The organism is Viridibacterium curvum (assembly GCF_039544165.1).
GTDB classification, from domain to species: Bacteria; Pseudomonadota; Gammaproteobacteria; order Burkholderiales; family Rhodocyclaceae; genus Viridibacterium; species Viridibacterium curvum.
Genome location: NZ_BAABLD010000017.1, coordinates 353,732 through 367,128 on the forward strand (window position 1 = coordinate 353,732; position 13,397 = coordinate 367,128).

At 62.9% G+C, this 13,397-nt stretch carries 14 protein-coding genes; 10 read left to right on the top strand and 4 right to left on the bottom strand.

The annotated features are described in order from the left end of the window. The first annotated feature begins 132 nt into the window (after window positions 1-132). Window positions 133-1,173 (top strand): LacI family DNA-binding transcriptional regulator, encoded by a 1,041-nt coding sequence (locus ABEA02_RS18060; protein WP_345534495.1) that lies wholly within the window; start codon window positions 133-135, stop codon window positions 1,171-1,173. 29 nt (window positions 1,174-1,202) lie between these two features. On the opposite strand, the gene zwf is transcribed toward ABEA02_RS18060, so the two are convergent. After that, a complete protein-coding gene (zwf, locus tag ABEA02_RS18065; RefSeq protein WP_345534496.1) occupies window positions 1,203-2,663 on the bottom strand; it encodes a glucose-6-phosphate dehydrogenase in 1,461 nt (486 codons plus the stop codon). Between the two features lie 111 nt (window positions 2,664-2,774). Then, complete coding sequence (locus ABEA02_RS18070; RefSeq protein WP_345534497.1) at window positions 2,775-3,662, bottom strand: 2OG-Fe(II) oxygenase; 888 nt, start codon at window positions 3,660-3,662, stop codon at window positions 2,775-2,777. A gap of 180 nt (window positions 3,663-3,842) precedes the next feature. Here ABEA02_RS18070 and ABEA02_RS18075 point away from each other — a divergent pair, with 180 nt between their 5' ends. Continuing rightward, window positions 3,843-4,295 (top strand): Hsp20 family protein, encoded by a 453-nt coding sequence (locus ABEA02_RS18075; RefSeq protein ID WP_345534498.1) that lies wholly within the window; start codon window positions 3,843-3,845, stop codon window positions 4,293-4,295. A 68-nt stretch (window positions 4,296-4,363) separates the two neighbouring features. Here ABEA02_RS18075 and ABEA02_RS18080 read toward each other — a convergent pair whose 3' ends face one another. Together ABEA02_RS18080 and ABEA02_RS18085 are read right to left on the bottom strand one after the other, a co-directional pair. Next, a complete protein-coding gene (locus tag ABEA02_RS18080; protein ID WP_345534499.1) occupies window positions 4,364-6,394 on the bottom strand; it encodes a hybrid sensor histidine kinase/response regulator in 2,031 nt (676 codons plus the stop codon). Window positions 6,395-6,430: 36 nt separating this feature from the next. Beyond that, window positions 6,431-7,288: a phosphate/phosphite/phosphonate ABC transporter substrate-binding protein gene (locus ABEA02_RS18085; protein WP_345534500.1), complete on the bottom strand. Its 858-nt coding sequence runs from the start codon at window positions 7,286-7,288 to the stop codon at window positions 6,431-6,433. A gap of 194 nt (window positions 7,289-7,482) precedes the next feature. Here ABEA02_RS18085 and ABEA02_RS18090 point away from each other — a divergent pair, with 194 nt between their 5' ends. The 8 genes from ABEA02_RS18090 (at window position 7,483) to ccmE (ending at window position 13,385) form a co-directional block, all read left to right on the top strand. Next, entirely contained in the window at window positions 7,483-8,673 is a 1,191-nt protein-coding gene (locus ABEA02_RS18090; protein WP_345534501.1) for a response regulator, read from the top strand. Between the two features lie 90 nt (window positions 8,674-8,763). After that, window positions 8,764-9,951, top strand: a complete 1,188-nt coding sequence (locus ABEA02_RS18095; protein WP_345534502.1) for a response regulator — start codon at window positions 8,764-8,766, stop codon at window positions 9,949-9,951. Between the two features lie 183 nt (window positions 9,952-10,134). Continuing rightward, entirely contained in the window at window positions 10,135-10,608 is a 474-nt protein-coding gene (locus tag ABEA02_RS18100; RefSeq protein WP_345534503.1) for a hypothetical protein, read from the top strand. Between the two features lie 66 nt (window positions 10,609-10,674). Next, a complete protein-coding gene (gene ccmA, locus ABEA02_RS18105; RefSeq protein ID WP_345534504.1) occupies window positions 10,675-11,301 on the top strand; it encodes a cytochrome c biogenesis heme-transporting ATPase CcmA in 627 nt (208 codons plus the stop codon). Next, on the top strand, window positions 11,298-11,972 hold the full coding sequence (ccmB, locus tag ABEA02_RS18110) for a heme exporter protein CcmB (protein WP_345534505.1): 675 nt from the start codon (window positions 11,298-11,300) through the stop codon (window positions 11,970-11,972). The genes ccmA and ccmB overlap by 4 nt, the downstream gene beginning before the upstream one ends. Window positions 11,973-12,027: 55 nt before the next feature. Next, window positions 12,028-12,765: a heme ABC transporter permease CcmC gene (gene ccmC / locus ABEA02_RS18115; protein ID WP_345534506.1), complete on the top strand. Its 738-nt coding sequence runs from the start codon at window positions 12,028-12,030 to the stop codon at window positions 12,763-12,765. Continuing rightward, complete coding sequence (ccmD, locus tag ABEA02_RS18120) at window positions 12,762-12,932, top strand: heme exporter protein CcmD (protein ID WP_345534507.1); 171 nt, start codon at window positions 12,762-12,764, stop codon at window positions 12,930-12,932. Before ccmC ends, ccmD begins: the two co-directional genes overlap by 4 nt. A 6-nt stretch (window positions 12,933-12,938) precedes the next feature. Continuing rightward, a complete protein-coding gene (gene ccmE / locus ABEA02_RS18125; protein WP_345534508.1) occupies window positions 12,939-13,385 on the top strand; it encodes a cytochrome c maturation protein CcmE in 447 nt (148 codons plus the stop codon). The last annotated feature ends 12 nt before the right edge of the window (window positions 13,386-13,397 follow it).

Sequence of the window (13,397 nt, forward strand, 5' to 3'; positions counted from 1 at the left end):
CTTGTCACTCTGGCGACTGCCGCGCACAGCGAAACACGGCCCGACACGCGCCCGCTGACGATGTGTCCACAAGCCGGTCTGCACTGCCACCCAAGGTATGATCCCCACTGTTCGCGCCAAGAAAAACAGATCATGAAGATGGAGAGCAACGCCAGCAGCCCGCAACTTCCCGACGAATCGGAGGCCGTGACCGTCACGGACGTCGCCCGGCTGGCCAAGGTGTCGGTGAGCACCGTATCGCGCATCCTCAACGGCACCGCGCGCGTGTCGGCCGACAAGCGCAGCGCCGTCGAAGCCGCCATCCGTACCCTCTCCTTCAAGCCCAACCAGTTCGCGCGCGGCCTAAAGATGGGCACGACCATGACGGTCGGCGTCGTGACGCAGGACATCGAAAGCCCCTTCTTCACACGTGTGATGAAGGGCGTCGAGGAGGCGCTGAGCAAAGCCGGCTATGCCCTCTTCATCGTCAGTGGCCACTGGGATGCACACGAGGAAGAAGACCGTATCCGCCTGCTCGCGGCACGGCGCGTAGACGGCATCGTCATCATCACCGGCCGTCTCGAAGAGCATGCCCTGCGCGCCCTCGCGCAGCGCCAGCCCATTGTTGTCGCGGGTCGTGACATGGAAGCACATAACGTGCGCTCGGTCTGCTATGACCAGGAGTACGGCGGCTTTCTTGCCACACGCTACCTCATCAGCATGGGCCACCGCCGCATCGCCTTCATCACCGGCGTGAAAGACCATCCCGACGCCCAGCGCCGCTACGCTGGCTACTGCCGCGCGCTGCAGGAAGCCGGGCTGCACAGCGAAGACGTTCTGGTCCAGCAGGGCGACTTCACCGAGAGTGGCGGCGTGCTCGCCATGACGCGTCTCCTCGACTCGCAAGAACACTTTACCGCCGTCTTCGCCGCCAACGACCAGACCGCACTCGGCGCACGCATGGTGCTGCACCGGCGCGGCATCCGCGTGCCGGACGACATCTCCCTGGTCGGCTTCGACGATCTGCCCGCCGCCGCGTTCCAGACGCCGCCACTCACCACGGTGCGTCAGCCGCTGTTCGAGATGGGCGCCTATTGCGGCGAAACCCTGCTGCGCATGCTCGGCAACAACGTACCGGAACGCGAACTCCCCGGCTTGGAGCTCGTCGTTCGCGATACGGTGCGGCGCATCTGATCGATCAGCGCGCCGCATACTTTGCAGACCTAGCGCGCGATCTCCTCGTGCCAACCAAGGCCATCACGCACCAGCAGCGCACTCGCTGCAGCCGGCCCCCAGGTGCCGGCGTTGTAGCTGCGTGGCAGCTCCTCTGACTCGGCCCAGGCATTCATCACCGGCTCCACCCAGCGCCAGGCGGCCTCCTGCTCGTCACGCCGCACGAACAGCGTGAGGTTGCCGCGCAAGGCATCCATGAGCAGGCGCGCATACGCCTCCAGTCGCTGCGTGCGGAAGGCTTCGCGGAAGTCCAGGTCGAGCTTCACCGGTTCGAGGCGCATCACCTCTCCCGGTTGCTTCGCCATCATGTGCAGCAGCACCGTCTCGTTGGGCTGCATCTGGATCACCAGACGATTGGCGAAATGCCCCAGCGCGCCGCTGCCGAAGATCGAATGCGGCATCTGGCGGAAGTTCACGACAATCTCGGCGAGCTTGTCCTGCATACGCTTGCCTGTGCGCAGATAGAACGGCACGCCCGCCCAGCGCCAGGAATCAATTTCGGCCTTGATGGCAACATAGGTCTCGGTGCGGCTCCCTGCCGGAATACCCGCCTCTTCCAGATAGCCCGGCACCACCTGCCCCTCCACTGCACCCGCACGGTACTGCCCGCGCACGGTGTGCGTCGCGATGCGCTCTTCGACGATGGGCCGCAGCGCACGTAACACCTTGAGCTTCTCGTCACGCACCGCATCAGGCGAGATCGACGCCGGCGGCTCCATTGCCACGATGCACAGCAGCTGCAGGATGTGGTTCTGGATCATGTCGCGCATCGCACCGGTGCTGTTGTAGAACTCGCCGCGCGAGCCCACACCGATGGTCTCCGCCACCGTGATTTGCACATCGCTGACCCACTCGCGCCGCCACAGCGGTTCAAACAGGCTGTTGCCGAAGCGCAGTGCGAGCAGGTTCTGCACCGGCTCCTTGCCCAGGTAATGATCGATGCGGAAGATCTGGTCTTCGCGAAAGCACGCACCAATTTCGTCATTGATCGCCTGCGACGAGGCCAGATCATGGCCCAGCGGTTTTTCGACAATCACGCGGCTGTCTTCGAGAATCAAGCCGCTGGCGCTGAGGTTGCGGCAAATCGGCGAGAACAGCGCCGGCGTCGTTGACAGGTAAAAGAGGCGCGAGCCCCCCGGCTTCAAACGCTCGCGCAACCCGTTGAAACTCGCCACATCGCGCACATCGCAGCCCACGTATTCCAGGCGCGCCAGAAAGGCAGCCCATGCCGACTCGTCATGCCCTTCGTGCAGGAAGCTGCGCGCCTTGTCTGCCACCAGTCGCCGGTACGCCTCGTCATCGAACGGCTCGCGCGCTACCGCGATGATGCGACAACCGGGGTCAAGCAAACTCAAACTGTGCAGGTGGAACAGCGCCGGGACCAATTTGCGCATGACCAGATCACCGGTCCCGCCGAACAACACCACGTCAGACGCTACACCCGCACTCATCAGAATTCCCCGCTCGCATCAGAAGCGCCGCAGCATATGTCAAAGTGCTCCGCGCTACCGTACGGGCAGTCCCTGATCAAGAGGCATCGCGATGAACTGTGTCGCGCGTTCTCAGCTCTCCAGACCGAAGCGCCGCTGCCGCACCCACTTGGTCATGATCCACTTTTCGCCCGACAGCACCGGCTGACCAGCATGACGCGTCAGCGGGTCCACCTGACCCGCCGCATTGCAGTACTGGAAGTACAGCGCACAACCCTTGCGCGGCAGCACTGAAATGCCCGCGTCCGGAAACCAGGTTTCACCACCCGCCTCAACGTCGTTGAGATAGAGGATCAGCGTCGCCACACGCTGTCCCCCCGTCAGCATGCGCTTCTGGCTGCCGGGGTCCTGCGGTGGAAAGTAATCGAAGTGAGGCTGATACTCGTCCCCTACACCATAGCGCAGCACAGAGAAGCCCTCCCCGTTCTCCACCGGCAGGTTCATGAGCCGCGCCACACGCTCGTCGATGCGCGCCACCAGCGGCGTTTCACCACGCTGCAACACCGTGCCGCCGCTGCTGCGTGCCGCACTCAGATCTGACCTGCCGGTCTGCGCATTGACCACCGTCGACGGCTTGAGACGCGGCTCTGCCAATGCGATCAGCGCGGCGCATTCTTCGTCCGACACCACGTTGGCGAAGGTAATGACGCAAGGCTTGTCGATACGCATGCCCACATCCACCACGCGATCTCCCACATCGATGCGATTGCCCTTGGGCACCGGCACGACATCATTGCGATAACCCGTTGCTGCATGGAAGGGATACGGCGGAATGACCGGATTCTTCGGCAAGGGAATCGGCACGTGCACACCGGGCGAAAAGGCCCGCGTCACCAGCACGGTCGCGGTCGCGCTGTCGAAACCCACGCTGGTCATGGCCTGGATAAGGGTCTGCGGCGGCGTGCTGCGCACTACGTGGTGGCGCAGCCAGGCTTTCCAGTCTTCGGGCAATTCGATCAAGGGTATCTCCTCCTCTGCCCACCCTGGCAAGGATGGTCGGCGTGTTGTCTTTTGCCATAGCTTGCCACGAACACGCGTTGCAGATACTCCTCTTGAAATCTCCGGAACACGAACATAACTAGGAGCTACAGGCGCTCATGGTGAGGCCTGTTCAAGCCATTGCTCCCAGGAGGATGAACCATGCGTACTTTCGACTTTTCCCCGCTCTATCGCTCGTCCATCGGTTTCGATCGCCTTGCCCAGGTCGTCGACGCCGCGCTGCGCACTGACAGCACTCCCAGCTACCCGCCTTACAACATCGAGCTGGTGGCAGAAGACAAATATCGCATCACGATGGCAGTCGCCGGCTTCAGGGCTGAAGAGCTCGACATCGAGACGGCCAACGACACGCTGCGCGTCAGCGGTCGCAAGGCTGAAGATACCGGCCCCAAGACCTGGCTGCATCGTGGCATTGCTGCGCGCGACTTCGAGCACCGCTTCCAGCTGACCGACCACGTGCGTGTCGTCGGCGCAGCGCTGGACAACGGCCTGCTCAACATCGAGCTCGTCCGTGAGGTGCCCGAGGCCCTCAAGCCGCGCAAGATCAGCATCGGCACGGGCAGCAACGTACAGGTGCTTGAACACGCCGCCTGAGGCGTACGGACTGCATCGGTCGCCAGCCCCCACGGCACTGTCGTGGGGGTTTCTCTTTGTGCGCCCGTTCAGTGCGCAGCCAAGCCCGCCGCAACCTGGGTCAGCGTGTCAGCCAGTGCTGCGCGACTGATGGGTTTCGTGAGGTAGCCATCGAGGCCTGCCTCCAGCCCTTCCTGCTGCTCGTCGGCCATGGCTGCTGCCGTCAGCGCAAAGATCTGGATCGGCGCACGGGCCAGCTCCGCCTCGCGTTTGCGGATCTCGCGTGTTGCGGCAATGCCGCCCATGACCGGCATATGCATATCCATGAGGATGATGTCGAACGACCCCGAGCTCCATTGTTGCACGGCCTCTTCGCCGTTCTGCGCAAGCTGGGTGCGGTGCCCCAGCCCCTTCAGCAACGCCAGGATCAGTTTCTGGTTGGTCGGATTATCTTCGGCCACCAGCACATCCAGTCCAGCATCCCCCGCCCCCCCGGTGGCAGTCGTCACGCTTCCTGCTGCGCGCTCCACCGGACGCTCGGCAATGCGCAGCGGCACATCAAGTACGAAGCAACTTCCCTTGCCGGGCTGACTGTCGAGCAGTATGTCGCCGCCCATCAGGTTGGCCAGTTTGCGACAGATCGTCAGCCCCAGGCCGGTGCCGCCGAAACGACGCGTGGTGGAGTCGTCCTCTTGCGAAAAGGCATCGAAGATGCGCTGCTGCTTGTCCAGCGGAATACCGATGCCCGTGTCTTGAACCGCCAGCTGCAACCTCGCCCCACCCCCCTCACCAACGACGCGGGATGAGACAGTCACCCGACCCTCAGCAGTGAACTTGATCGCGTTGCTGACGAGGTTGTTGAGAATCTGCCGCAGGCGCACGGGATCGCCCAACACGAATGCAGGGGTCCCGGATTCGGTCACCAGTTCGAGTGCCAGACCTTTCTTCTCGGCCGTCACGCGCGGAGGTTTGAGCGTATCGACCAGCAAGCCCGGCAGGTCGACGGGGATCTCTTCAACGCTGATCTTCCCCGCCTCGATCTTCGAGAAATCGAGAATCTCATTGATGATGGCCAGCAAACTGTCAGCCGAGCTGCGCGCGGTGCTCAGGTAATCGTTCTGCTGACCACTCAGCGGCGTATCGAGCGCCAGCTCCAGCATGCCGATCACACCGTTCATGGGTGTGCGGATTTCATGGCTCATGTTGGCCAGGAAGTCACTCTTCGCACGGTTCGCCGCGTCGGCTGCGTCGCGCGCTTCGCGCATCTGTCTGGCCGCTTGCTCGCGCTCGGCCACCAGCCGCGATATTGTCTGGATGACCGACTCCAGCTCCTGCGTGTCTGCCCCACCATCGCCTGCGGGCATGAGATCGGCAACGATCCCGCGCAAAGCAGACAAAGCCTGCTCGCGATGAGACAACTCGCTCTGCAGCCGCTCCGCTGTCGCTTGCAGCGTCACCAGCGTGTCACGGAATTCCAGTGGCGCGTTCGCAATCATGCTGTCATTGACAGGCGCCGTGGCAGGCGCAGGTCCGCTTGATGAGGCCATCGACACCGGTTTCAGACGCCCCAGCCACAAGCGCAAGGGGTACCAGATCAGCAAGAGACTACCGAGCAGGCTCGCCACCGACAGTACTGCCGCGAGACGAACCACCATCCACAACTGCCCCGCGATCAGGGGCACATCGAACTGCAGGCGCAACACACCGTAATCCTTACCGCCCACCGTGATGGTGCGGTTGATCTCGTCCAGCTCTCCCGCCACCTCTTCCACCAGCCAGGAGGGCGCCGGCGTTTCGACAGCTCTGGCGCTCTGCGCGACCAGTTTTCCACCGCTCAAGTCGATGTAGGTAGCCGCAGAGAACGACGAGCTGAGAATGCTTTTTTCGAGCATGCGCTGAATGGTGTCGTAGTCACCGATGACCGCACTGTCGCCAACGGATTGCGCCACCACCTCGATCAGCATCGCCGCTGACTGCTGCTGCTCCTCGACGTTCTGATGAAATCGGGTCTCATAGAACAGGCCCAGACCGGACGCGACGAACGCCAGCCATGTCGCCGCATAGAGCAGGTAGACACGGCCGACCAGCGATGCGGGCAAACGCAGAACGCGCCACGCCATGGTCACGTCACCCGCCTGCAATACAGGCTGACACGCTTAGCGCAGCGCAGCGGGCGCTGTCTGATAGAAGCGTCGGTACGACGCATAGTCGTTACCTGTAGCCGGGATGAAGAAGTCTTCGCCGGCAGTCAGCCCCACCTCCTGAGACGCCTTGCGCAGCACTTCCTTGCCAACCGGATCCTTGTGCATGCCGAAGAATGCAGCAGCCACTGCGCGCACATCCTTTTCTGGCACCTTGCCGGAGTGCATGAGTGCCAGATCGTTGTAGCCCTCTGAGGTCCACAGGACGCGGAATTTCTTGCCCTCGCGCTTCTCGAACGCTTCGATCAACGCCGAGTTGCTGCCCACCGCACGGGCTTTGCCAGCAAACAGTTGCGCGAACGCTGCGTTCTGATTGCCTCCGAACACCACCTTGACGTCGATGCCGCGCGACAGCAAATGGCCATATGTCACTTTGTATCCGATGAAGGCTTCCGGTCCGGCGAAGGCGACCTCCTGACCTTTCAGGTCTTCGAGCTTCGCGATGGGCGAGTCCTCAGGCACCGCAATGGCGCCGCGAATCTCGGGGTCCTGGCGGCGCCCGAAGACTTTCCAGCCCAGCGCCTCGCGCTCAGGACTGAACAGGTGATTGCTGAATACGAACTCGACCTCCTGCGCCAGCACGTAGGCCGTCGTGTCCGCCGAGGTACGACCGATCTTGAGCTGCAGTTTCACGCCACTTTTGTCGCTCACGTACTGGATGATGGGGTTCCAGTAAGCCGCCGTCTTGTTGATATCCCACTGATTCACCGGCGAAAAGCGATACACCACATCCTCGGCCTGAGCCCCGGCAAGCAGGCCGATGAAGCAGGCCAGGCCTGCCGCCCAACGCGAGATGATTGTCTTGACTGACATGAAAGCCTCCTCATTGACGATCTGCAGCACCGTGCTTTCTGGCGGGTTGTCCGCGTGCTGCCCGCTGGATTTCCGCCGGCTTCCGGTGATATCGGCACGTCATGTCGCAACTGAAGCGGGGCGCTCGCTAAAGCCACTCCTGGCATTGCCGTTTACCTTCGATACAAGTGAATGCAGGACGTCAGAAGAGCCACATGGAAACCTACGAAGAATTCCTTGCTCGCAGGCAACAGGGCAGCATACTGGTCGTAGATGACGTGTCGTCCACCCGTGCCATGCATCGTCTGATGCTGGCCAATCGTTTCGAAGTCCGTACGGCGGAATCGGGCGAAGAAGCCATAGCCTTGTGCCGCGAGCAAATGCCCGACCTTGTGCTGCTCGACGTCGGCATGCCCGGACTGAATGGCTATGACACCTGCCGCGCCCTCCGCGAATCGACCGACATTCCCATCATCTTCGCTACCGGACACGATTCGCCCGAAGAGCACATGCAGGCCTATGAAGCAGGTGGAACCGACATTTGCGTCAAACCGCTCAGTGCCGAGATCCTGCTGCACAAAGTCTCCACCGCCATCCTCCAGCACCATGAGCGCCGTCGCCTGCTGACCGAGCGGGAGAGCCTGCAGGATCTGGCACAACGTCTGCCGCCGATAAACTCGCAGCGCGGCATCCTGCTCGAATTCCTCGAACAGGCCCTCGCCTGTACCACCCCCGCCAGCCTGGCGGCGCACTTCATCGACGCCACGCGCCACCTGGGCATTCACTGCTGCGTGCGCCTGCGCTCGGACGGCAAGGACATCACATTGAGCCAGGACGGTGAGGCCAGCCCTCTCGAACGCTCGGTGCTGGCCCAGTTGTCTGAACTCGGCCCCGAAACACGCTTCAAGAGCCGGTTGTGCATCAACTACCCGCACATCTCGGCCGTTATCAGCAACATGCCCGACGCACAATCTGCCGAAGCGCATCGCATACATGCCCAGGTCACGCAGCGCCTCGAATGCATCCAAGCACTCAGCGCCCGCATCCCCTCCTGCATGCCGGAGAGACCGCTCGACCTGCCCGCCAACGCCGCCAACATGCTTGAGTCTCTCCGCCTGCGTCATCGCAGCCTGATCACCCGCATCGGCCTTGCGACCACTGCGCTGCGCGACAACCTTGAAGCCAGTTTTGATCGGCTCGGCACCGACAAGCATCAAGAAGAGGTGTTGAGCGCCGCCCTGCATGCCCCGCTGGAGGATATCCATGAGGTTCTGCGCCAGGACGCTGCTGCCGATAGCCTGTTCGAGCAGTTGTTGAGCCTCATGACAAGCCCTGCGCGCTGCACGTCGGGCGCAGGCAGTGGTCTTGATTCATCCCCGCGGGAGTTGCCCCATGGCGCCGCATGAACCCCGCCGGCGAGAGTCCGGCTTGATTGACTGCACGCCCACAATGCCGGAAGACGCGCGCCGCCGGCACAACCGCGATCCACTACTGCCATGACCAAAACCGACCCGTCACCCCCCTTGTCATCCGGCAATGACGATGCAGACATGGCCGGGGCCAATATCCTTGTCGTCGATGACGACCGCGCGACAGCCCGCATGCACAGCGCCATCCTCGGTGATCGCTACAACATCCAGATCGCGAACAGCGGTGAGGCTGCGCTGCAAGCCTGCGAGGCGCAGATGCCGGACCTCATGCTGCTGGACATCGACATGCCAGGCATGAATGGCTTTGAAACCTGCCGCCGCCTGCGCGAAATCACCGACATTCCCATTCTCTTCGCCACAGGGCACGCGTCCCCCGAGGAACACCTCAAGGCATTCGATGCAGGCGGGTCGGACATCTTTGTCAAACCCGTCTCGGCAGAGATCCTCTCGCGCAAGGTCAAGCTCGCCATCCGGCAACATCAGCTCCAGCGCTCCCTTCTCCAGGAGAAGGACTCGCTGCACCGCATGGCCATGAATTTTCTGTCCTCGGCCAGCGAAAACGGCGCACTCCTGCAATTCATCCGCAGCAGCCTGAAGTGTCGGAGCTACGAAGAACTGGCCTCACACTTCGTAGAAGCTGCAAGAACATTCGGCGTCCAGTGCAGCGTGATCATCCGCCACAATGGCAACACCACCACGCACTCGTCACGCGGGGAAATCACCGAGCTCGAACTTGCCGCCATCAATCAACTCTCATCGATGGGTCGGCAAGTCGCCTTCCGCAACCGGCTGGCGATCAATTACGCCACGGTGACGACCGTGATCAGCAACATGCCCGAGAACGACCCCGAGCTCGCCGGCCGCATCCGCGACAACATGACCATCGTCACCGAGACAGCGGAAGCCCTGGCCGAAAGTGTCGGCATGCGGCGTGAATCCGCCGAGCGCGCAGAGAGCATGCAATCCGCGCTGGGTGACATATTCACCACGCTGGAAGGTTTGCGTAATCGGCAGCGCAACCTGATCGCTGGCGTACGCTTGCAGCTCCTGAATGCCGAGACCAACATCAGCTCAGCGTTCCCGTGGCTTGATCGCGATGATCGCCTGGAAGATGAAATCAACCGGGCCATGCACCAGCCGATAGAGGCCATCCTCAAGCTCCTCCTCGATGGCGCCTCGTTCGACAGCGAATTCGAAACCGTCCTCGGCAGTTTGCGCGGCAAAAGCGGCGGCGAGGACTTCGAGCTTTTCTGAGCGCAAAGTCGGGCGCTCAGGCACGCCTGCTTCTGGCAGAGCTCTCCAGATGTCAGCACGGCCGATGCCACAACCGCGAAAAGGGAGGGCCTGCTTTCGCGTCATTCCCACCAGCGCAACGCGCAAGCTTCTATACACTCCTGCCAGAGCAGCAGCCCCCCTTGCACTGACCAGGAGACATACATGACGACACCGATTCTCGATGGCCCGACCTCACTGATCGGCCGTGGCATTCAGGTCTGCACCTACACCGGCGGCTCGCTGATCGTGCCCAACATGAAAATCGGGCCAGACGGCGCCAAGTGGGAACTGTTGTGCGAACAGGAAATACAGGCCCTGGCCGTCGACATGGGCACCAAGAAATTCCGCCATATCTCGAAGAGCAAAATCGATCACCTGTGCGCCGGCAAAGGCGGCTGGGCCTTCACGGTCTTCAGCTCATCGCCGCCGCTGTCGGTTGTCTTCCTGCACATCAAGTCCCCGAAAAAGCTCGACGAAGTCATGGGCGAAGGGGCCGTCACCAACGAATTCTCCGGCGACGATCTACTCCGTGGCTACCGCTACGCCCAGCAAGGTTCGCGCAGCCCGCGCCTGTGGCGTCGCACGACCGCCACCTGGGACGAGATCGCAATCAATTTCTGCATCAAGGCGCAATAAGCCGTCCGCAGGGGCCGCGCAAACCGGCGCCCTGTCTCACCACGTATTTGTGGTTCAATCCGCCCCATGCTGGAAGCCCGTCAACTCGCCTGTCTGCGCGGCGAACGCCTGTTGTTCCGCCGCCTCGACTTTACCGTCAGGCACGGTGAGCTGCTGCGCCTCATCGGCCCCAACGGCGTCGGCAAAACCAGCCTGCTGCGCATGCTGTGCGGCCTCATGCACATCGAGGCCGGCGAGCTGCTATGGCAGGGCCAGCCGATGGCTGCGCAGCGCGAAGCCTTCCATGCTGATCTGCTCTACATCGGTCACGCTCCGGCCCTGCACGAACTGCTGACCCCGCTTGAAAACCTGCGCTTCGCGGCGAGCCTGATGAACGCTCCGGCCGATGAGGCGCGCTGCAGCGAAGCGCTCGTCGAACTGGGCCTTGCCCGTCAGCTCGAACTGCCCTGCAAGCTTCTGTCGCAGGGCCAGCGCCGCCGCGTTGCCCTCGCCCGCCTGTGGCTGGGTGCCACACAGAAGCTGTGGATACTCGATGAGCCCTTCACCGCCCTGGACGTCGCCGCTGTCGACGCCCTGGCGCGCCGCATCGACCACCACCTGTCACACGGCGGCGCGGTCATCTTCACCAGCCATCAGGACGTGAACTTCATCCACCCCGTGCGCCAGCTCGACCTGTGGACGCATATCGCATGAAGCCAAGCAGCATCTTCCTCGCCACCCTGCAACGCGATCTGCTGCTGGCCTGGCGCTCGCGCGCCGACCTGCTGGTCGCGCTGAGCTTCTTCGTCATTGTCGCCAGCCTGTTCCCCTTCGGCGTCGGGGCAGAAGCCAACCAGCTGCGCGCCATCGGCCCCGGCGTGGTGTGGGTCGCCGCTCTGCTCGCCACCCTGCTGGCCCTGCCACGCCTGTTCAGTCAGGACCATGACTCCGGCGTGCTCGAACAGATGCTGTTGTCGCCCGAACCCGCCGTCCTGTGGGTCACCGCCAAGATCGCCGCCCACTGGCTCAGTACCGGGCTGCCGCTGGTGGCCGTCTCGCCTGTGCTGGCGCTCATGTACGGTCTGGAGCCGGGCGCCATCGGGGTACTGGCCTTCACCCTGCTGATCGGCACCCCTGTCCTCTCGCTGATCGGCGCCATCGGCGCTGCCCTCACGCTGGGCCTGCGTGGCGCCGGCAGCCTGCTGGCCCTGCTGGTGCTGCCCCTGATGGTGCCCGTACTGGTCTTCGGCGCCGGCAGCGTCGATGCCTGGAGCGGCGGCATCGGCCTCAAGGCGCATCTGCTGCTGATGGGCGGCGGCCTGCTGGGCGCACTGGCGCTGAGCCCGCTGGCCTGCGCAGCGGCACTGCGCCTGGCCAGTGAATAAGCCTGCCGCAAGACACTCACATCCCGGATAATGGCGGCCTCACGCCGGTACGACCATGAATTTCTTCCATTTCTCCTCGCCACAGACCTTCTACCCCCTGGCCGGCCGCCTTGCGCCCTGGATCGCCGCGCTGGCCGCTGTACTGTGTGCCGTGGGCCTCTACATCGGCTTCTTCGTCGCACCGACCGATGCCACGCAAGGCGAGGTCTATCGCATCATCTTCATCCACGTCCCGGCCGCCTGGATGAGCATGGTCATCTACATGGCAATGGCGTTCTGGTCTGCGATAGGCCTCGGGTTGGGCACGCGCCTGTCGTTCTACATGAGCCGCGCCCTGGCCCCCACCGGTGCCATCTTCTGTTTTCTCGCGCTGTGGACCGGCGCCCTGTGGGGACGCCCGACCTGGGGCACGTACTGGGTGTGGGACGCCCGGCTGACCTCGCAACTGCTGCTGCTGTTCCTCTACTTCGGCTTCATGGCATTGACCAGCGCCATCGAAGACCAGCGCCGTGCCGACAAGGCCGGCGCCATCATCGCCCTGGTCGGGGCGGTGAACGTACCCATCATCTATTTCTCGGTGCAGTGGTGGAACACCCTGCACCAGGGCTCGTCGGTCAGCCTCACCAAGTCGCCCAGCATGGCCATGACCATGCTGTGGGGCATGCTGATCATGGCGCTGGCCGCCTGGGCCTACAGCATCGCCGTCACGCTGTGGCGCGTACGCAGCATCATCCTGGAGCGCGAACGCAACACGGACTGGGCCAAGGCCGAGATTGCAGGAGCCACGGCATGAACTGGGACTCTGTATCCGCCTTTCTTGCCATGGGTGGCCGTGGCGCCTTCGTATGGGGCTCGTACGGCGCCACTTTCCTGCTGATCGCCGTGGAACTCTGGCAGCTCGGCAAGCGTCGGAGGGACACCCTGCATCGACTCAAGCGCCTGCAACAACTCGAAGACTGAATCGCAATGAAAGCCCGTCACAAACGTTTCCTCCTCATCGGCATCGCACTGGCCCTGCTCGGCGGCGCCACCACGCTGGTGCTCAACGCCTTCAATGACAACCTGGTGTTCTTCTTCACGCCGACCGAAGTCGCCGATGGCAAGGTGCCCAAGGGCCAGAACTTCCGTGTTGGCGGCATGGTGGAGAGCGGCTCCATCGAACGCCTGGAAGACGGTCTGACCGTGCGTTTCACCATCACGGACACGGCCAAAACCCTGCCCGTGGTCTATAAGGGTGCGCTGCCCGACCTGTTCAAGGATGGCAAAGGTGCCGTGGCGCAAGGCAAGATGGACGACAGCGGCCTGTTCATCGCCAGCGAGGTGCTGGCCAAACACGACGAGAACTACATGCCGCCCGAAGCCAAGGCTGCCATCGACAAGGCGCACGAAGCCGCGCGCACCATGAAGCAGTAAGTCTGGCGCTCA

Coding starts and splice junctions, on each gene's coding strand:
- ABEA02_RS18060 (WP_345534495.1), top strand. CDS start 133: ATGAAGATGGAGAGCAACGCCAGCAGCCCGCAACTTCCCGACGAATCG.
- zwf (WP_345534496.1), bottom strand. CDS start 2,663: ATGAGTGCGGGTGTAGCGTCTGACGTGGTGTTGTTCGGCGGGACCGGT.
- ABEA02_RS18075 (WP_345534498.1), top strand. CDS start 3,843: ATGCGTACTTTCGACTTTTCCCCGCTCTATCGCTCGTCCATCGGTTTC.
- ABEA02_RS18080 (WP_345534499.1), bottom strand. CDS start 6,394: ATGGCGTGGCGCGTTCTGCGTTTGCCCGCATCGCTGGTCGGCCGTGTC.
- ABEA02_RS18085 (WP_345534500.1), bottom strand. CDS start 7,288: ATGTCAGTCAAGACAATCATCTCGCGTTGGGCGGCAGGCCTGGCCTGC.
- ABEA02_RS18090 (WP_345534501.1), top strand. CDS start 7,483: ATGGAAACCTACGAAGAATTCCTTGCTCGCAGGCAACAGGGCAGCATA.
- ABEA02_RS18095 (WP_345534502.1), top strand. CDS start 8,764: ATGACCAAAACCGACCCGTCACCCCCCTTGTCATCCGGCAATGACGAT.
- ABEA02_RS18100 (WP_345534503.1), top strand. CDS start 10,135: ATGACGACACCGATTCTCGATGGCCCGACCTCACTGATCGGCCGTGGC.
- ccmA (WP_345534504.1), top strand. CDS start 10,675: ATGCTGGAAGCCCGTCAACTCGCCTGTCTGCGCGGCGAACGCCTGTTG.
- ccmB (WP_345534505.1), top strand. CDS start 11,298: ATGAAGCCAAGCAGCATCTTCCTCGCCACCCTGCAACGCGATCTGCTG.
- ccmC (WP_345534506.1), top strand. CDS start 12,028: ATGAATTTCTTCCATTTCTCCTCGCCACAGACCTTCTACCCCCTGGCC.
- ccmD (WP_345534507.1), top strand. CDS start 12,762: ATGAACTGGGACTCTGTATCCGCCTTTCTTGCCATGGGTGGCCGTGGC.
- ccmE (WP_345534508.1), top strand. CDS start 12,939: ATGAAAGCCCGTCACAAACGTTTCCTCCTCATCGGCATCGCACTGGCC.